Consider the following 19,027-nt stretch of genomic DNA (forward strand, 5'->3'; position numbering starts at 1 on the left):
TATTTTTATTCATATAAGCTAAGTCATATTTTCCCATAATTATATTAAAGACTTCATTCATATCAGAATCTAGATTCTGTAATTCTCCACTTTCATCAGTACAAATAATCTTTTCTATTTTTGTAGTAGCTCTAATACAAGGGAAACTTGGCTTAGGAGAAACATTAGATTCTATAGATTCCGCATAGATTATATTTAGAAATAAACATATTATTATAAAATGTTTCATAAGATTTCCTAAACTTTTAAAATATTTACTTTGACAAATTCTAGCATATTATAATCTAAGATACTAATTAAGCTCTTTATTTTGGCTACATATTCATAATAGAATCTATAATGTTTTGTATCTTTATCCACCTTCTTTAGTCATAATTATATCCCCAAGTGAAATGTAATAAGACTTCTACACCTTTATTTGTTTGAAAAAATGCAAAGTCATTATAACCTACGTCTGCTTGCAGTGAAATCCATAAAGTTTTATCATCGTGCATATAGCAACGTCTACCTTCATAATCGATTTGTATCATTACGATTTCTTGAAAATCTTTGTTTGGTATTTTGGGTATCAATTCTTCAAAGTTTTGCGCATCATTGCTACTCATATAATTTGTATAATGGCGTATTTTCTCATATACTTCATCAAGGCTTTGATTCTCAAAAATATAGAGACGATAAAGTATGCTATTTTCATCTCCTGTGCTACATCTTTCCTTATTAACTTCGCATAAATCTTTATATCGCCACCCTGCTTTATTAGTTTTTAATGGTAAAGATTGTGCCTTTTGTCTATCTTGCAGATATGAGATTTTATTTTCATAATATCTATTGTTTATAGATTCAATATAGCCATCTTTCATTTCCTTACACAGCCCATCAAAGCGTTTTGAGTATTCTCCTGCCTTGATAAATTCACCTGTATCTGTCGTAATATCTATATTATACAAATACGTTCCATAGAGATTTTGCCATAGCAAAACACTTGCAAACAAACATACTAATTTTTTCATTATCACTCCGTTTAAAAATTAAGATTAATTCCGTTGTATACGTAATATACAGCTCCTTTTGGCTTTATTAAAAAATCTGGTTTAATTTTATTTTTTGTCTTTTTCCATCTATCAGTGCTAATGGCTATATGTATCCAATAAGAATTATTTAGCTCAAAAATACATTGTGAAATTATACTTGTATCTTCTAATCCCATAATTTTTTATTATAAATATTTGATGTTAATGCTAATATCACCACTATAAATATTCTCATTTCACACCCTTTGAATCTAAAATAATATTAAGTGTGACATAAAGTTAATAGATTCTATGAGATAAAAAATGAATTTTAAGCTACTTTTAAGAAAAATTGTAACGTTTTTGCTCTTTTGTTTTCATTATATTAATCAAATGATAGAATAATCTTACAAAATATCACAAAATACACACTTTTAAAATTCATTGATTCTTAAATCAATGGAATCTGCCAAAAAAAGCATATAAATATCTAATAAGATTGTTAGTAAAATTGTTAGTAGCAAAAAATGCGATAAGCTGGGCGTTTTAAGGACTTGCTTAAGTTTTATTTAAGATTAAGATATATTGACAAAAAATCTTACAAAACACAAAAATTGCAAAGGGCAAACTCACGCCAAAAAAACGCGCTATCTAAAGATGTGTGTAAAAAGTTTGGAAAAATCAAAAGGGCAAAAAAATGAAAAGAGCTTAAAAAAAAAGAGCGTTAAGGGCGTCAAAAGAAAGAGCGTGTAAAAAGCGTTTAAAAAAAATGTTACATTGTGTAACATTAAAATTTAAACTTAAGGATAAAAAAATGTTGAATTTTAATTCAAAAGCGGACGTGTTGGATATTGTAGAATCTTATGAATTTGTGATTAAGATTTTGGATAATGGAAGCGACTTAAGGAAAAATCTAAGATTGCTTAAAAATAGCAATAATGGATTGCTTAAAAGTTTTGCTAATGATTGCAAGGTAGAGTTTTTAGAATTCTACTTTAAATCATAAAAGCTTAAACAATAAGCTTATTAGTTGCAAGGAATGCAAAGGCTTATCCTTGCTATTGCAATACTCGCAAAAATGCGTAAATGCTAATATTGTGTATAGATTCACAAAAGATAAGAAAACACAAATGATAACACTTTGCAAGGTAGATTCTAACTTAGATTTAGACTCTAGCAAAGCAAAGGTTAAGGAAATGCAAGTTGTGTTGAATAGCAAGGATTTCAAAGATAGCTATTTAAGCTTAAAAGATTATCTTACTATGAAAAAAAATCAAAATGATTTACACATTTTGGAAGCGTTTGAAATGTATTTAAAAAGCAAGGATTTAAGGAATGAAACGATTGCAAATTATAAAAGAATGTTTAAGCTACACGTGCTGCCATACTTTGAAAATGTGAAATGTAATAATGTTACAGAAGCATTTGTAAGAAGCTGGCTGGATAAGTTGCAAAAGAAAATCAAATATACTGATAAGATTTTCATTCTTATGAAAAATATATTTAGATTGCTAAAAGAAAAAAAATATATTGTAAGAAATGTGTTTTTGGAAATTGACTACAAGATTAGCTACAAAACACATAAATATAAAAAGCTAGATTCAATTAGTGAAAATGATTTAAAAGCCTTGCTAAATGTGGATTTTGTGAATAAAAAGTATAAAACACACATTAAGGATACATTGCTTTTTAAAATGGTTTTATTTACAATATACACTGCATTGCGTTTAAAAAATGTTGTAATGCTGGAATGGAAGCATATAGATTTTGAAAAAAGGCTTTTAAGGCTTAAGGGTAGTGAAATGAAAAATAAGCAAGATTTTGTTTTACCCTTGAATGCTGGAGCTATTGCAATTTTAAAAGAAATGCAAAAATGTAAGATTTCTAATTTTGTGTTTGATAGAAATTTAGCAAGTCATAAAATCTACATTTCAAATGTGATAAAAGCCTTAAAAGAATGTAAAAAAGCCTTAAAAGGTATTGAATGGAAGCGGGGGGATAGACGTAAGTTATTTTTGCAAGTTGCTAAAAAATATAATCTAGATTCTAGATTTGCAAATAAATATTTCTATAGCAAGGTAAAGCTTGAGAATTTAGAATCTAGCTTTAAAACTTACAAAAATACTACAAGAGCAAGTCAAAATACTTTTAAGCAAGTGATTAGTGAAATGGTAAAAAGGAAGCTAAATATTAACTTGCATTGCATACGCAAGGCTTTTTCTACAATTCTAAATGAAAAAGGTTTAGAACATAATATACATAAATATATTATTGATTCTTGTTTAGCACATTCTACAATGCAAGGAAGCGAAGGAAGTTATAATTTTGCTACTTATGAATTAATGAAAAAGAAGCTAATGGATTTTTGGGCTGGGTATATCGATAGCTTAATGGTAGCAAATGATAATAAGTTGCAAATGGTAGCAAGTGATAGCTATATGCTAGATTCTAGCAAAAAGGTAAATGTTGAATTAGATTCTACAAATTTAAAAGAATTGTTAGAATCTAATGAAACTAATAAGACTAATGATATTGAAATTCACAAAGATTTTATAATCTTAGATTCTATAATTTATTCTATCTCAAAAATTTACAAGAATTTATTTTAAATTGTAACATTTTAGCATCTTTGCCATCACTATCTCCGCCCTTTCTTTGCATTGTGATTTTTCCTATTTTTAGGCGTCTGCTTTACTAAAAACCACTCACTACCAAATTTTCCACGCCCTTTTAGAATCTAAGATTCAATCTTAGAAATCACAACATCATAATCTAACTCTTTTGTTTTAAATTTTCTTGTTTGCTAGAAACCACTTTACGCTCGAGTAACTCATCCAAACAATACAAATCCACATTATACATTAAAACACTCCTTGATAGCTAATTTGTGTAATTTCTTTTTTTATTTCTTTAAAGCTAAAAGATTCTAAAGGGTTAAAAAAGATGCTCTCTTTTGGCTTTTCTTTGAAATTGCTAACAAAGAAATTCAAAAATTAATGCCAAAAGAATGCGAAAAAATTTCACAATTAAAAGGTGAAATTACTAAAGAAGCTACGCTTTGACTGCAGAAACTTCGTTTTCTAAAGAAACTACGCTTTACTAAAGAAACTTCGTTTTCTAAAGAAACTGCGTTTTGAGGTAGATGAATCTTACTTTGGACCAAAAAGAGTGAAGGGTAAAAAAGGTAGAGAAGCTAGTAAAAAAAACACCTGTTTTTGTCCTTGTGGAATTTCATGGCATGCTAAAACGCAATGGAAAAGTCTATACGCAGATTGTAAAAAATTGCTCCGAGACCGAGCTAATGCCGATAATTACGCAGTTTTATGGCCTTAAAGATTCTATAATTTATAGCGAAACCATATTGATATTTGGAAATCTTATGACGCTTTAGGAGATTTTGGAGCATTAGCGAATTATAGAGTAAAACATAGTGAAAGCGTAGCTTCTTTAGAAAACGAAGTTTCTTTAGTAAAACGAAGTTTCTGCAGTCAAAATGAGTTTGTAAATGGTAAAAATCACATAAATGGAATCGAAAATTTTTGGGGTTATGCAAAACACAGATTAGCAAATGTTAGGTATAAAAAAAGAAAATTTTTACCTACATTTAAAAGAAACAGAAAACGAAGTTTCTTTAGAAAAATGAAGGTAAAGATTTGTATAAAATTTTACTAAAATTGATTAGAAAGTATAGGCTATAAGTTGTCTTGAGCCTAAGCAAATTCAAAAGGAATTGATAAGCTACTATTCTAATAAATATCCTTTGCTACTAGATAGAGTATTTTTACATAGTGAAATAATGCTTTTAAATCTTAAAGAAATTGCTAAGAATATAAAGACTAGCAATGATTTAAAGTTAGTTAGCAAGACTTTAAAAGATTTAGGAAAAGTATTAGATTTAGCACGTCCCCCCTGCGTAAATCAAAATATAAATATTAGCAAGGGTAGCAAGGGTAGCAAGGATAAGATTTTGCTAGATTCTAACTTTTGGAATGAATAGAATCTAGTTTCTAAATTCTACTTTATACTTAAAGTTTTCTTATTTTAGTTTTATTTAAGTTTTTATTTTGAAATGATTTGTTATAATTTCATTTAAGATTTTTAGTTGCTAGAATCTTAATGTTATTTGAAATCTTAAGGATAGCTTAAGTTAGCAGTCAAAATTGGCAGTCAGCAATTTTGCTAACTTACTTTTTTTAGCTTTAAAAGTGCGTAAATAACGATATTGTAGATTAAAAAAGTATAATTTATTTATAGAATCTAAAATAATATTTTAGTATCCATAGTTAGCAAAATCTAGAATCTTATCCGTTAAAAATGCAATAGCATATAAATAGATTCTATAATTCTCTCAATTTTAAAACACAATTAAAATCTTAGAATCTATGTATTTATCAAAAAAAGATGGTTGACGGGCGTTTAGGAAATTTGGCAAGTAAAGTATAAAATAAGATTTTTAGAATCTTAAAAATGAAATTATAAAATCTTAGATTCTATAATCCCTCTTAAAAAATGGTGGTGGCTGAGCGTTTAGGTTAAAAAATATAGATTCTAAAAATCCGCAAAACGTAGATATTTCGTTTAACGTTCAGCATGAAAATAAAGCGAATTTTCTCATTTATTTCAATATAATGATAAAAATATAGAATCTAACATCAAAAAAAAAAAAAAAAAAAAATAGATTACATTCTAAAAACCATAACAAAGATTCTAAAAAAGTTATGAAATATAATATATTGCCCGTCTTATTATGTAATCTTAAATCATTTAAGGCATAATTACAAATCTTATAGATTTCAACATACAAAAGGCGCAAAATGAACTTTTTAAAAAAAATATGTAGCGTTATAACGCAGATTCTAAGTTTTTTTACCACGTATTTTAAGGGCATTATTTTGGCTCTTATTTTGCTATTTTTGCTTCCTATTTTTTTCGCCCCAAATGTGAGCGAGACGCCTAATCTAGCCAAGCTCTACCTTAATTTTCCCATTATGGAGGCAGAATCCTTTGGCAAGGAAATTGAGGAAATTAAAAAAAATCCTAGCATTAAGGGCGTTTTGCTTGTGATAAACTCGCCCGGAGGTGCGGTGGGAGCGAGTGTTGAGATTGCCGATATGATTGCCGAACTTGATAAGCAAATGCCTGTGGTAGCCTATGTGCAGAATTTGATGGCAAGTGGCGCGTATTACGCTGGTATGTATGCACGCAAAATCTATGCCAACCGCGGCACGCTCATCGGTTCTATCGGCGTAATTTTTAGCGGCGTAAATATCGAGGATGTGATGAGGACGCTGGGCGTCAAAACGCAGGGCGCTGCTGCTGGGAAATATAAGGAGGCAGGGACAATTACTCGCGCTTGGAGTGCGGATGAGCGTGAGATGATTGAGACTTTGACAAGGCAAAATTATGAGATGTTTTGTGCGGATGTGATTTCCGCGCGTGGGGAGCGTTTGAGGAGCAAAGATTCTAAAGATTTTGCGGATGGGCGGGTGTTTAACGCGCACGATGCACTAAATCTTGGGCTTATTGATAGCATCGGCAGTATGGATTCTGCAATTAAAGAATTACGGAATCTTAGTGGCGTGGATGAGCCTATTTGGCTTAAAAAAGATAAGTTTCAAAGCTATATAGATTCTGTCTCTAGCAGGGCATTTAAAGTTTTTTTTAGTGAATCTTATAACGCTCTAATGCCGCAGATGCGAGCATTTTAGAATCTAAACCATTACGCTATCCCCAGCGATAGGCTTAAAGTCATTTTTGATAAAGTTATAGTTTAGAATCTGTCCGCTTTGAATGTTGTAAAACCAGCCATAGATGTGCAGTTCGCCGCGGTTAAACTTAGATTCTACAAATGGATATGTTAGTAGATTCACTAACTGCTGTTTTATATTTTGCAGCTCGGTTAGCCATATCTTTTTATGCTCGCTTGTCTCGCCCATCGCTGCCACGCTCTCAATTGTAGGCTTTAAAAACTCTAGCCACTTTTTGACATAAGGCATTTCTTCTAGCATTTCAGGCTTATAAACGCAAGTGCATGCCCCACAATTGCTATGTCCGCAAATGATAATATTTTTCACCTTTAGCTTTTTAATGCTATACTCAATCGCTGAAGTGATAGCCAAAAAGTGCTCCTGTGTCTCTATCTCACTAAAAGGCGGGATAATATTACCGATATTGCGTATCACAAATAGCTCGCCTGGCTTACTACGCGTCAAGCGATTTGGGTCGATTCTAGAATCTACACAAGTGATAAATAGCGTGTGCGGCTTATTTTCCTGCAATCCTTCGAAAAAATCCTTTTCATTATTGTAATCCTCTTCGTAAAACTTAATCGCTCCTTGAAATAAAGCATTCATAAAAATCTCCTATTTACATTTTTGTCACTATGATTATATACAATGTTTGTTATATTTTGATAAAAGGTCGCATTTTGATAGATTCAATTATTCAATTCGTGCTTGATACTATCGAGTATTTGGGCTATTTTGGCATATTTATTTTGATGGCTATAGAATCTTCTATATTGCCACTGCCTAGTGAAATCGTGATGATTCCTGCAGGATATTTAGCGTTTCAAGGGAAAATGAATATGGTTTTGGCAATAATGGCAGGGACTTTTGGCTCGCTAGCAGGCGCGCTTTGTAACTACTATATTGCAATTAAGCTTGGTAGAATCTTCGTTACTAAGTATGGAAAATACTTTTTTATGAAAGAGAGTAGCCTTGAAAAAACGGAGAAGTTTTTTAATCGTCATGGCGAAATTAGCACATTCATAGGACGGCTAATCCCTGTGGTGCGGCATTATATCTCACTCCCTGCTGGCTTGGCTCGTATGAGTTTGGCTAGGTTTTGCATTTTTACGCTTTTGGGTGCGGGGATTTGGGTTAGTATTTTAAGTTTTTTTGGATATTATTTGGGCGTTACTTTTGGAGATTCTAGCGCTTTAAATATAGAAGAAATCGCAAATGCTTTTGGTAAGGGGCAAAAAGATTCTATGCAGCTAGGCATAAAGCAAGATATGCGAATTATAGGCATTTACACACTTCTTGGCGTCTTTATCGTAGGCTGTGTGTATGTGATATGGTGGAAATTTTTCCGCAAAAAAGATTCTAAGGATGTTTAGGGATTTTGAAAATATAGAATCTAGCAATTTAGATTCTAAAAGCAAGGCGTTTCTTAGCATTGATATTGCTTTTGCTCTTGTGATTATGTCGTTAGGTTTTGTGATTTTATTATATGTGCAAAGTGATATAGCAAAAGTTTTGCAAAATAATGATATACAAAAAATTAGTGAATCTAATCTATCCTTAAAACAGATTCTAAACACCAAAGGGCAAACGCAAACACTAACAACGCAAAGCGGAAGGCAAGTAGCAGTCGAATTTTTCACAACCAACACAAATGAGATAACCTTGCATTATTATAAGGTGCTAGACTAAAGTTAGAAATCAAGGCTTACGCTTACCCAGTAGTTGCGTCCGGGGATTAGGCTTTGGTAGCGGTTTGCTATGCCTTGTCCATTTGGTAAGGTATTTGATGGATTTGCATACATAATAAAGTCGGTGAATTTTTGGTCAAATAAGTTATTTATCATAAAATTTAGCGTCCATTTATTATCAAATTTATAGCTAGTGCCTAAATCTACTAAGTTTATGGGTTTAAAATATTGACCGATTGCTTCCATTTCTCTATCTTGGGCGACTGAAGTTTTTGTAGGTGTCATAAATTTCCCTACATAGCGTAAATATATATCAAATGCGTTTAGTTTATAGCTTAGCTTCATTGTTAAAGTGTGTGCTGGGACTTTATTTAGCGGCATTCCTTTTGAGTTTCCACTTAGTTGTTCTGTGTGTAAAAAGCTATATGTGGTATCAAAGCCTATACCTAAAATGCGTTTCATATTAGCAGCAAGCTCTAGCCCAGCACTCATAGCTCTATCCACATTATCACTAACGCTACAAGTGGTAGCTCCAACATTACAAGTTTGCCCATTTGGCATAAGTGTGCCGGGACTATAACTTGTGCTTCGTATCGCATTTATAAAATCAGTATAGAATCCTGTCGCACTTACAAAGACATATTCTGTATCACTTATTAAACTTAGCTCATAATTCCAACTATTCTCAGGCTGTAAATTTATATTTCCATAATTATATGTATTTGTTGTTCCGCTACTATTAATTGAAAAGCCATCATATAGCAATGCCATATTAGGCGTTAAAAAACCACTTGCAATACCAAATTTTATGGTTAAAATATCAAGCGGAGAATAATTTACATAGAATCTTGGATTAGGACTAAACTTATTCCCACGACCATTTGATAGATTCAAATAATTTAAACGCAAACCTAAATTTGTGCTTATAGAATCATTTATGATATATTCACCTTCTGCAAAGATAGCTAGTAGATTTTGATGTAGGTTTGTGCCACTTAGCATTTGCTCACTTGTTACCTTTTTTCTAAGGCTTTCAAACTCGTAATACACACCTGCATTAGCAATGATTGTCCCCCACGTGTTTAAATCATAGTCATTTACCCAGTTGCTATTTAGCACAAGTCTATCATTTTGCTGAAAAGCCCTGCTTGGGTCATTTAGCTGTCCTGCCGAAGTAGCAGTCGTATCCCACACTATCGGTAGCCAAATATTACCTAGTGTGCCATTTGCCGCTGTGCCTAGCTGGTGTGGGAGCTGAAGCGTATTTACATATTGCATATATGTATTTATTTTACCAAAGTCGTAATTTCCATCGTGATTTAGTATTAGATTTGTTTTATAAAACTCACGCACAAGGGTTACCGCCGCCCCACTTGTATTCATAGAACCCATAAGATTCCAATTTAGCTCACCATCAAAGTAAAAGCTATTTTTAGAATCTAAAATATATGTAAGCCTTGTGCCGATATTAGCTGTCCTATAACCTGTAGGAGACCATGAAATATATGGGTTATTTCTAGCATTATTACTTTCTCGCTGTGGGTCATAGCCATTTACATCGCGTTTCCAAAAGCTATTTTGCTCTCCACCTTTATATGCAGCACGCAGGTTTATACCAAATACATTTTTGATTATAGGGATATTTACATAGCCATTTGCACCATATTGATTACCCCAAGTGGCGTTATCTTCTTGTATCCGCATATCTGTCATTACATTTCCTGTAATCTTATCAGGCATTTTTTTTGTGATAATATTGATAACGCCGCCCATCGCATCGCTACCATAAAGCAGTGAAGCAGGTCCGCGTATCACCTCTATTCGCTCTATCATTGATACAGGTGGCATAAATACGCTTTGTGGCTCAATACCACGTCCGCCAAAGCCTTGCGAAGTGTTTTGACGTTTTCCATCGATTAGAATCAATGTGTATCCACTACCAAGCCCACGCATAGAAATAACGCTTTGTCCTGTTTTATCAATAGTCGTAGCCACGCCTGGCACCTCTTGCAAGGCATCGCCTAAATCGCGGATAGGACGGCTAGTTAGCTCCTCTTGTGGCACGATAGAAATGGTGGCTGGGGCATTTCTAATATCTTGCTGGTAACCACTAGCAGTAGTAACCGTAGTCGCTGTAACGGCGTCAAGGCGGTAGGTTTTGGCTTCGCTTTGCTTTGTATCTTGCGTTGTTTCACTTGTGTTTTCACTTGTGGCTTGTGCTTGCTCGGTGTTTGCTGTGTTTGTCGTTGTTTGCGAAGTTTCGTTGTCCGCTAGGGTTAGAATCTTAGAATCTAACGTGGCTAACTTTAATAAGTCATTGCGAGAAATTTCGTGGCAATCTACATTCTTGCATTTTATAGAATCTTTTGAGCTAGATTCTACAATGCGTTTAGATTCTATAAAATCTTTAGAGTTTGCCTTGCCTAAAACGCGTGCGTTACTCTCTCTCTCTCTCTCTCGTAATCACCAGGTGATTTTAAAATATTTAATTCTTTATTTGCACCAGAATACATTATTTCATTTAGTGAAATAATACCAAGCAATATAATTGAAAATTTACTAATTTTCATACTTTCTCCTTAAAATTGATAATGAAAACATTATATTATTTATTAAAATTTTTGTATAGAATTTTAATAATTAATCTTATACAATTTTAGATAATGTTACAAAAATACCCTAATTTTAGATTGAATAACATAAAATACAACATTTTATCGTTATAATTCCACAAATATAGAATCTAAAAAGTAGCGAAATGAAAGAGATATTTTATAAGTATAAATTTTATATTGTTTCAAGCCTTTGGGTTGTGGTGGGCGTGCTTGTTACGCTTTTAATCCTAGAAGATAAAAGCATTGAAGTATCACTGCCAGAGCTTAAAAAAATCGCGCAAGAACACGACATTAACGAGATTTCCTTTGATAGCAAGTTTGGGTATTTTTACGATGATTCTAATCATATTTACCGCCTGCCTTTAGAATCTTTATTAGTTAGCGAAAATGCGCAAATTGATGGGCAGATTCTAAACCTTTCTTACCTTAATTTGTCCTTTAAAAACACGCCAAAAATCACTACAAAACTCCCTTTGAGTGTTAAGATTCTAATCGCATTAGCCATTATTATCGCGCCTATTTTTGAATACAAACATTTGATAGAAAAAAAGAAAAAAGAGCGTCTAATACGCCGTGCAAACGAGATTATCGCTAATAAACACCGCGAACACAAACTCCAGATTCTAAGCGATACGCCACGCAAAAACGATATGAGCCTAAATATCGAGCCGCTTAAAAGTAGCGTGAAATTTAGCGATGTAGCCGGCATTAGCGATGTGAAAGACGATTTGCTAGAGATTGTCGATTATCTAAAAAATCCTAAAAAATATCAAGATTTGGGAATCTATCCGCCAAAGGGCGTGTTGCTTGTAGGAGCGCCGGGCGTGGGTAAAACGATGATTGCAAAGGCGATTGCTGGGGAGTGTGGTGTGCCGTTTTTCTACCAGAGTGGTAGTTCATTCGTGCAGATGTATGTGGGCGTGGGAGCGCAACGTGTGCGTGATTTATTTGCCCGTGCGCGCGCAAATGCCCCTAGCATTATTTTTATCGATGAGATTGACGCGATAGGAAAAACGCGTAGCGGAGATTCTAACAATCACGAGTGGGAATCGACCTTAAATGAACTGCTGACCGAAATGGATGGCTTTAGCGAGCAAAGTGGGATAATCGTCATTGCCGCGACAAATCGCGCTGAAGTCATTGACAAGGCGTTGTTGCGTAGCGGTCGGTTTGATAGGCGGATTTTCGTTGATTTGCCAAATATTAAGGAGCGTGAAGATATTTTGCGAGTGCATTTGCGAAATAGGGCGCATAACCTTGATTTGCACGAGATTGCAAAGCTTTGCGTTGGCTTTAGTGGGGCAAATTTGGCTAGTCTTGTCAATGAAGCCGCCCTTAACGCGTTGCGGCACAATCGTGCTGAAATCACAATGCAAGATATTCTAGATTCTAGTGATAAGGTGATGTTTGGCAAACGCCGAAAGTCCGCATTAAGCGAACAGCAAAAGGAAATTATGGCGATTTATAACGCGGCGAAGGCTATTTCAAAATACTGGTTTAGCCCTGATTTTCAAAAGATTTCGCTAATGCAGATTCCACAAAGTATAAAAATTGATGAAAATAGCCTTCGTAGCGACCTTATTTCGCAGATTAAAATTGCTTTGAGTGGCTATATTGCGCTCGAAGTAAATGGCTTAGAATCTTCGACCATAGCAAAAGTGGATTTAGAATCAGCCAAACACGTCGCGCGTAAAATGTGCGTAGAATACGGCATGGCAGAGCATTTGATAACGGACGAAGAAGATGAGCTAGAAATCTTAGAATCTACTTTAAATGAGCATCGCGACTTTATCATTAGCAACCGCGAAAATATCCATAAAATCGCAAGGATTCTAATAAATGAGGAAAAAATTAGCAAGGAAAAAATCGCCCTTATTCTAAACGGCGAAGAGAGTTTTTAGAATCCATAAAAATAGGATAGAATCTAGATTCTAAAATAGGTTTAGTTTAAAACCAAAACTATAAATTCCATAACTTTAAGGGCAAGAATGTTATACGAACTTTACGCACATGGCTTATCAAATATCGCTATTTTCAAATACATCACATTTCGCGCTGGACTAGCTTTCTTTATCGCATTTTTGCTTTGTGTGTTTTTAATGCCGCATTTCATAGCGTGGGCGAAAAGCAAAAAGGCAAGCCAGCCTATTTCAGATTCTATAAAAGCACACGAAAATAAGAAAGATACGCCAACAATGGGCGGCTTAGTCTTCGTGTTTTCCGCGATTATGGCTAGTCTTTTAACCGCGCGGCTTGATAATTCTTTCGTGCATATCGGGCTAACCACGCTCCTTGCTTTTATGCTAATCGGGGCTCGCGATGATTATATGAAAATCTCAGCTAGAAAAAACGCTGGAATGAAGTCCCGCACGAAGTTTGCCTTGCTCGCATTAGTCGCAATTGTGCTAAGCACATGGCTATACTACGCCGGGCTAAATATGGAATTTTACGTGCCAATGATAAAAAGCGCAATCCTTGATTTAAGCGGCTTTCCAGCCCTATTTATCGCCTTTTGGGTGCTAGTCTTTCTCTCCACGACAAACGCGGTCAATGTCACAGACGGACTTGACGGACTAGCGACAATCCCTAGCATTTGCGTCCTTTTCAGCCTTAGCGTGTTCGTGTATGTGGGGGGCAACGCGGAAATTTCAAAATACCTGCTTTGGCCACATATCGCGGACAGCGGCGAAGTAATGGTGTTAAGCCTTGCAATGATAGGCGCACTCTTTGGCTTTTTGTGGTATAACTGCCATCCTGCCGAAGTTTTCATGGGTGATAGCGGCAGCCTTGCACTTGGCGGATTTATCGCATTTTGCGCGATTGTGTCTAAGAATGAAATTTTGCTAATCTTAATGGGACTTGTTTTTGTAATTGAAACAATTTCAGTGATTTTGCAAATCGGTAGCTACAAATTGCGTCACAAACGCATTTTCCTAATGGCGCCAATCCACCACCACTTTGAAGTGAAAGGCTGGGCGGAGAATAAAATCATCGTTCGCTTTTGGATAATCGCAATTTTGAGTAATATCATCGCGTTGATTACGTTAAAAATAAGGTAAGGAAATGAAAAAAAAATCTTTTGTGGATTCTAGGGATTTAGATTCGGTTGTTTCTAAGCTTTTAGGGGATTCTTTAGCGGATTCTAAAGGGCGTTTAGATTCTATGGAATCGGCGGATTCTAAGGGGCTTTTGAGCTTTAAAAGGGTGAATGCGAATATGCACACTGCATTGTCTTTGTATAAGTTTTTTAAGGCGAAATTTTTATTAGAATCTGCTTCGCTTCAAAGTGGCAAAGGGCGGTATTCTATTATTGTTTTAAGCACAAATTTTATGCTGGTGAAAGATAGTTTAGAATCTAAATTTATGGAATCTAAAAAAGCTAATTCCCCCCTCCCTTGCGTTAGGGTGGGCGATGGAGGGTGGGTTAATGACCACGAAAATATAGAATCTAAAAGCAAAAAAAATTCTAAAAAAGCTAACTTTATAGAATCAGATTCTATAGAATCTAATGTTGCGAATTCTAATGCCGAAAAAAAATACACATATTTTTACAAAGATTCTAAAAAAAGTTATGATTTATGTAACTTAGATAGCTATAAAGTTCTACCACCGATTTTAAAACATATAAAAGAAAAAATACAGAATCTAGATTCTAAAGATTCCAAAAATATAGAATCTAAACACACAAAAAACTCTAAAAATCCTAATAATCGTCATATTGAGTGTAGCGAAATATCTACTAAAAATTCCAAAAATCATAATTTTATAGAATCTAAAACAAAACTAGATTCCATAAAAAACTCTAAAAATCCTAACTTTATAGAATCTAAATTAGATTCTAAGCACACATCTTCGCCCACAACAACAAAAGATTCTATAGAATCTAAACTCGACTTTCTAACCCTAGCCACGATGTTTCGTCAAATGTATCCAAATTTGCCACAAGAATTGCAAGATTTGCCCTTGCCCTTTGGTGGTTTAGGCTATGTGGCTTATGAATTTTTTAGTGAATGCGAAAACATAACATTTAGCAAAAACGCCCTGTATGACGCACCAGAGGCTATTTTAGCGTTCCCAAAAGAGTGCATTATTTTTGACCATTTTTTTGATGAGGCATATATCGTTGTATCTGCGTTTAAAGGGGGCGAATTTGACACGCAAAAGAGATTGCAAAATATAGAATCTAAAATGCAAAAAGTTAGAAATATTAAAACCATAGAATCTAAAAAGTTAGAATCTAAAATTCTTTATGAAGATTCTAAAGAATGGTATAAAAAGTATGTAAAAGTTATAAAAAATGAAATTTATAAAGGCACTTTTTTGCAGTGCGTTTTAAGCCGCGCTATGAGCATTCAAAGTAACCTAAATCCGCTTAGCTTTTATGAAAAACTGCGGCGAAATAACCCTAGTCCTTATATGTATTTCCTTGATTTCGGCGATTTTAAGATTATCGGGGCTAGTCCTGAGGTCATGCTAAAGTGCAAAAATGGCGTGCAAACGCTGCGTCCTATTGCGGGGACTAGGCGGCGGGGTGCGACTTTAAGTGAAGATAATGCGTTGGCAAATGAATTATTAAACGATGAAAAGGAGAGTGCGGAGCATTTGATGCTGGTTGATTTAGGGCGAAATGACATCGGCAGGAGTGCAAGTCCGGGGAGTGTGAAAATTGATGCGTTTCGCGTGATTGAGCGGTATTCAAGCGTTATGCACATCGTTTCGCAGGTGAGTGGCGAGATTGCGGCGGACAAAAATGTGAATGATTGTTTTAAGGCGTGTTTTCCGGCTGGGACGATTAGTGGTGCGCCAAAAATTGAGGCAATTTCAAAGCTTGAGCTTTACGAAACCCATGCGCGTGGGATTTATTCGGGTGCGATTTTGTATTTTACGCGAAATGGCGACTTAGATTCTGCGATTACCTTGCGTAGTTGTGTTTATAAAGGTATTCATTCTCAAAATGCCGAGAATCTAGGGATATATTATTTACAAGCCGGCGCTGGAATCGTAATAGATTCTAATGAGGAAGCCGAATACCTAGAAACATGCAAAAAAATGCAAGCCTTGCGTGAAATATTAATAGACATAAAAGGGTAAAAATGAAAGTATTGTTATTGTGTAGCTTTTTTATTATTTTTGTGGCTTGTGTAGCTGAGCAAAAAAATTTGCAAAGTAAGCAAGATTCTATAACAACACAAAAAAATCCATTTATTAGCACAAAAGAATTAGAAAACAAAGAAAAAGAAGAGGAAAGCCAAACACAAAAAGAGTTTAAAAAACAGCTGAAGGAAAAAGTAAGTGAATACAAGAAAAAATGCGATAAAAAAGATGGCGTGTATTGCTTAAAATTAGCTAGTGCTTATGAAATTTTGAATGAAAAAAGTGATATAGAAATCAAAGAAATACATAAAAAAGCTTTTGAATATAACACTAATGATTGCGAAAATGGCGACATGAATGCGTGTGTGGGCTTAGGCAGTGCGTTTGAGAGTGGTGAAGTAGTAAAAAAAGATTTACAAAAAGCAAAGGAGCTATATAAAAAATCTTGCGATAATAAATTAGCACTTGGATGTTTGAATCTAGGGCTTTTGCTAAGTGATTGCACTGCGTGCAATGAAGATTCTAAAAGTAAAAAAGAAGCCTTGCCGTTTTTTATAAAAGCATGTGAATATGGTAATAATAACGCGTGTGCAATAATCAATAAAAATATTAAATAATAAAGAGAAATTTTATAGAATCTAGATTCTACAACCAGCCCTTTTTCTTAAAGGCGATGACGGGTAAAATGGTTGAAATTATCATCAAAATTATAACGATAGGATAGCCGTATTCCCACTTCAATTCTGGCATTACTTCAAAGTTCATACCATAAATTGTCCCAATTAGCGTTGGGGGCATCATCGCCACCGTGGCGACCGTGAAAAGCTTTATAATCTTATTTTGCTCGATATTAATCTGGTTTGCTAGTATCGTTTGGATATTATCAAGCACATTTAGCTGGGCTACGTTAAACTCCACAAGCGAGTTCAAATCCTTTAGCACAATAGTCAAATTTCGCTTAATATCGCTATCAATCTTATCACTTTTTATAAGCGAAGTCATCGCGCGCCGCTTATCAAAAAGGCTGTCACGCACACGCATATTTAGCTCTTGCAGACTTGAAATCCCTTTTAGCAACCCATCATACGTATGCTCACTTTTTTGCTCCAAAACATTTATACGCAGCTTTCTAGCCTCCTTATCAATCCACTCCAAAATATCCGCATCCTTTTCCACACGCACCTCAAACATCTTATCAAGCACGTCATAGCCATCCTCAAAGTTTTTCGGGCTTGCCAAGATTCTATTTTGTATATCATCGAAAATCTTAAAATCATTGAATCTAATCGTAAAAAGTATATTTTGCGTCATCATAAAGGTAATCGTTTCATTGACAAGCTTCAATTCCTCGCCGCTTACTCGCATCAAAAAGTGCGTATTTATCGTAATTGTCGTGTTATCCTCCCAATATCGCGCACTTAGCTCAATTTCCTCACGCTCCTCTTGCGTTGGAATCTCAAGGTTAAATCGCTTTGAAATATAATTCATCTCATCGCTGCTAGGGTGCAGCAAGTCCATCCACAAAATGTTTTGCGGCAGGATGTTATCCTCTGTGTTAAAATTTAGCTTTTGGACAAGACCATTGCTTGCCTTCGTATAAACCCATAGCATACGCTTCCCTTTAGTGTGAATTTAGCCAAAAGTGTTGCTATTATAACAAATAAAAGCAATTTATGATAGAATCACAATATTTTTTTGCAAAGGATTTGGTATGAAAGTGGTAATAAATGGCGTTTTGCAGGAGTTAGATTCTGGCATTAGCTTGATTGATGCGCTAAAAAAATTAGGAATAGATTCTAAAGTGGTAGCCATCGCCCTAAACTCAAATATCGTAAAAAAGCCTGAATGGTCATCTGTGATATTAAAAGAAAACGACACACTCGAACTCTTGCAATTTGTCAGCGGGGGATGAGATTTTTAATTTCAAATCTAAAAAAGGCGAGAAATGAGCATTATTGAAGTGTCAAACTTGACTACGAATTATGGCGAGAGCATTATCCATGATAATATTAGTTTTAGCGTGGAAAAGGGCGAGATTTTCAGCATTTTGGGCGGCTCTGGCAGTGGGAAAACTACCCTTTTGCATACGCTAATTTTCCTGCATAAGCCAAAAAGTGGCACGATTAAGATTTTAGATTCTAACATTTGGAGTTTGCGAGATTCTAAAAAATATGTTGTAATGCGGAAAATGGGCGTTGTGTTTCAGTTTGGCGCGCTTTTTTCGAGCTTAAATGTGTTACAAAATGTAACGAGTTTGATGGAGGAATACAGCCATTTCCCGCCAAATCTCTACCCTGAAATCGCGAAATTTTGGCTGCATAATGTCGGTTTGGATTTGAGCGTGTGCGAAAAAAGCGTAAATGAGCTAAGCGGTGGGATGAAAAAGCGTGTGGCACTCGCGCGCGCCCTTTGCAGTGAGCCTAGCATTTTGTTTTTGGATGAGCCTACAAGCGGGCTAGACCCGGCTAGTGCGTGTAAATTCGATGATTTGATTTTGAGTTTGAAGGAGAATTTTGGCGTGACAATTGTGATGATTACGCATGATTTAGATTCTATAAAGGATGTGACCGACCGCTTTATCCTACTGCAAAATAAAAAAATCGAGTTTAATGGCACGTTAAAGCAATTTGGCATTGAAGCAAGAGAGGGCTTACACAAAGGCACATTGTTTGACTCCACCCGCGGGAGAAAATACTGGGAAGGTAACTATTAAATATATTAATGCTTATCTTTTAAGGTTGGATTTTAAACGTTATAGAATCTTTTTTAAAAAATGCTATCATTTTACGCAAAATCATAGAATCTAAACCTAATAGATTCTAATAAAAAGTGGATTTTATAAGTAATATTTAATAAAAATTATAGAATCCACC

The 19,027-nt window shown here is 34.7% G+C and carries 19 protein-coding genes and 1 pseudogene; 14 read left to right on the forward strand and 6 right to left on the reverse strand.

What is annotated here, in order from left to right:
* A partial coding sequence (locus LS64_RS07050; protein WP_478210439.1) for a lysozyme inhibitor LprI family protein occupies positions 1 to 229 on the reverse strand: 229 nt, incomplete at its 3' end.
* Between the two features lie 136 nt (positions 230 to 365).
* The gene (locus LS64_RS07055; protein WP_034569085.1) at positions 366 to 1,010 is read right to left on the reverse strand and encodes a hypothetical protein; all 645 of its coding nucleotides are present in this window, start codon (positions 1,008 to 1,010) and stop codon (positions 366 to 368) included.
* Positions 1,011 to 1,824: 814 nt separating this feature from the next.
* Here LS64_RS07055 and LS64_RS07060 point away from each other — a divergent pair.
* Both LS64_RS07060 and LS64_RS07065 read left to right on the forward strand, forming a co-directional pair.
* The gene (locus LS64_RS07060) at positions 1,825 to 2,016 is read left to right on the forward strand and encodes a hypothetical protein (RefSeq protein ID WP_118949110.1); all 192 of its coding nucleotides are present in this window, start codon (positions 1,825 to 1,827) and stop codon (positions 2,014 to 2,016) included.
* A 49-nt stretch (positions 2,017 to 2,065) separates the two neighbouring features.
* A complete protein-coding gene (locus LS64_RS07065; RefSeq protein ID WP_118949109.1) occupies positions 2,066 to 3,619 on the forward strand; it encodes a tyrosine-type recombinase/integrase in 1,554 nt (517 codons plus the stop codon).
* Here the strand turns inward: LS64_RS07065 and LS64_RS13970 are convergent.
* Positions 3,588 to 3,671, reverse strand: a complete 84-nt coding sequence (locus tag LS64_RS13970) for a hypothetical protein (protein WP_237416316.1) — start codon at positions 3,669 to 3,671, stop codon at positions 3,588 to 3,590. The two genes, LS64_RS07065 and LS64_RS13970, sit on opposite strands and share 32 nt — an antisense overlap.
* Positions 3,672 to 4,145: 474 nt before the next feature.
* On the opposite strand from LS64_RS13970, the pseudogene LS64_RS07075 reads away from it, so the two are divergent.
* The 3 genes and pseudogenes from LS64_RS07075 to sppA all read left to right on the forward strand — a co-directional run.
* Positions 4,146 to 4,708, forward strand: a pseudogene (locus LS64_RS07075) (transposase); the annotation flags it as partial.
* A gap of 32 nt (positions 4,709 to 4,740) precedes the next feature.
* The gene (locus LS64_RS07080; protein WP_034571722.1) at positions 4,741 to 5,007 is read left to right on the forward strand and encodes a hypothetical protein; all 267 of its coding nucleotides are present in this window, start codon (positions 4,741 to 4,743) and stop codon (positions 5,005 to 5,007) included.
* Between the two features lie 817 nt (positions 5,008 to 5,824).
* A complete protein-coding gene (gene sppA, locus LS64_RS07085) occupies positions 5,825 to 6,718 on the forward strand; it encodes a signal peptide peptidase SppA (protein ID WP_034571766.1) in 894 nt (297 codons plus the stop codon).
* 3 nt (positions 6,719 to 6,721) lie between these two features.
* Here the strand turns inward: sppA and LS64_RS07090 are convergent, their stop codons facing one another.
* Positions 6,722 to 7,363, reverse strand: coding sequence for a carbonic anhydrase (locus tag LS64_RS07090; RefSeq protein WP_034571767.1), 642 nt, complete (start codon positions 7,361 to 7,363; stop codon positions 6,722 to 6,724).
* A 74-nt stretch (positions 7,364 to 7,437) separates the two neighbouring features.
* On the opposite strand from LS64_RS07090, the gene LS64_RS07095 reads away from it, so the two are divergent.
* Positions 7,438 to 8,130: a DedA family protein gene (locus tag LS64_RS07095; RefSeq protein WP_193554429.1), complete on the forward strand. Its 693-nt coding sequence runs from the start codon at positions 7,438 to 7,440 to the stop codon at positions 8,128 to 8,130.
* Positions 8,123 to 8,446 (forward strand): hypothetical protein, encoded by a 324-nt coding sequence (locus LS64_RS07100; protein WP_034571770.1) that lies wholly within the window; start codon positions 8,123 to 8,125, stop codon positions 8,444 to 8,446. Before LS64_RS07095 ends, LS64_RS07100 begins: the two co-directional genes overlap by 8 nt.
* Before the next feature lie 2 nt (positions 8,447 to 8,448).
* Here LS64_RS07100 and LS64_RS07105 read toward each other — a convergent pair whose 3' ends face one another.
* Positions 8,449 to 10,539 (reverse strand): TonB-dependent receptor domain-containing protein, encoded by a 2,091-nt coding sequence (locus LS64_RS07105; protein WP_064773714.1) that lies wholly within the window; start codon positions 10,537 to 10,539, stop codon positions 8,449 to 8,451.
* 64 nt (positions 10,540 to 10,603) lie between these two features.
* Here LS64_RS07105 and LS64_RS07110 point away from each other — a divergent pair, with 64 nt between their 5' ends.
* The 5 genes from LS64_RS07110 (at position 10,604) to LS64_RS07130 (ending at position 16,771) form a co-directional block, all read left to right on the forward strand.
* Positions 10,604 to 10,978 carry a hypothetical protein gene (locus LS64_RS07110; protein ID WP_138127295.1) on the forward strand — a complete coding sequence of 125 codons (375 nt, stop codon included), beginning with the start codon at positions 10,604 to 10,606 and terminating at the stop codon, positions 10,976 to 10,978.
* A 225-nt stretch (positions 10,979 to 11,203) separates the two neighbouring features.
* On the forward strand, positions 11,204 to 12,961 hold the full coding sequence (locus tag LS64_RS07115) for an AAA family ATPase (RefSeq protein WP_034571772.1): 1,758 nt from the start codon (positions 11,204 to 11,206) through the stop codon (positions 12,959 to 12,961).
* 87 nt (positions 12,962 to 13,048) lie between these two features.
* On the forward strand, positions 13,049 to 14,119 hold the full coding sequence (mraY, locus tag LS64_RS07120) for a phospho-N-acetylmuramoyl-pentapeptide-transferase (RefSeq protein ID WP_034571775.1): 1,071 nt from the start codon (positions 13,049 to 13,051) through the stop codon (positions 14,117 to 14,119).
* Between the two features lie 4 nt (positions 14,120 to 14,123).
* Entirely contained in the window at positions 14,124 to 16,151 is a 2,028-nt protein-coding gene (locus LS64_RS07125) for an anthranilate synthase component I family protein (protein WP_052062471.1), read from the forward strand.
* Positions 16,152 to 16,153: 2 nt separating this feature from the next.
* Entirely contained in the window at positions 16,154 to 16,771 is a 618-nt protein-coding gene (locus LS64_RS07130; RefSeq protein WP_052062472.1) for an SEL1-like repeat protein, read from the forward strand.
* 28 nt (positions 16,772 to 16,799) lie between these two features.
* Here the strand turns inward: LS64_RS07130 and corA are convergent, their stop codons facing one another.
* Positions 16,800 to 17,765 (reverse strand): magnesium/cobalt transporter CorA, encoded by a 966-nt coding sequence (gene corA / locus LS64_RS07135; protein WP_034571776.1) that lies wholly within the window; start codon positions 17,763 to 17,765, stop codon positions 16,800 to 16,802.
* A gap of 100 nt (positions 17,766 to 17,865) precedes the next feature.
* Between corA and thiS the strand changes: the two genes are divergently transcribed.
* Both thiS and LS64_RS07145 read left to right on the forward strand, forming a co-directional pair.
* Positions 17,866 to 18,066, forward strand: coding sequence for a sulfur carrier protein ThiS (thiS, locus tag LS64_RS07140; protein WP_034571778.1), 201 nt, complete (start codon positions 17,866 to 17,868; stop codon positions 18,064 to 18,066).
* 33 nt (positions 18,067 to 18,099) lie between these two features.
* Positions 18,100 to 18,867 (forward strand): ABC transporter ATP-binding protein, encoded by a 768-nt coding sequence (locus tag LS64_RS07145; protein WP_034571780.1) that lies wholly within the window; start codon positions 18,100 to 18,102, stop codon positions 18,865 to 18,867.
* Positions 18,868 to 19,027: the final 160 nt, after the last annotated feature.

The sequence above is a fragment of the Helicobacter saguini genome, from assembly GCF_000762875.2.
In the GTDB taxonomy this organism is placed as follows: domain Bacteria; phylum Campylobacterota; class Campylobacteria; order Campylobacterales; family Helicobacteraceae; genus Helicobacter_A; species Helicobacter_A saguini.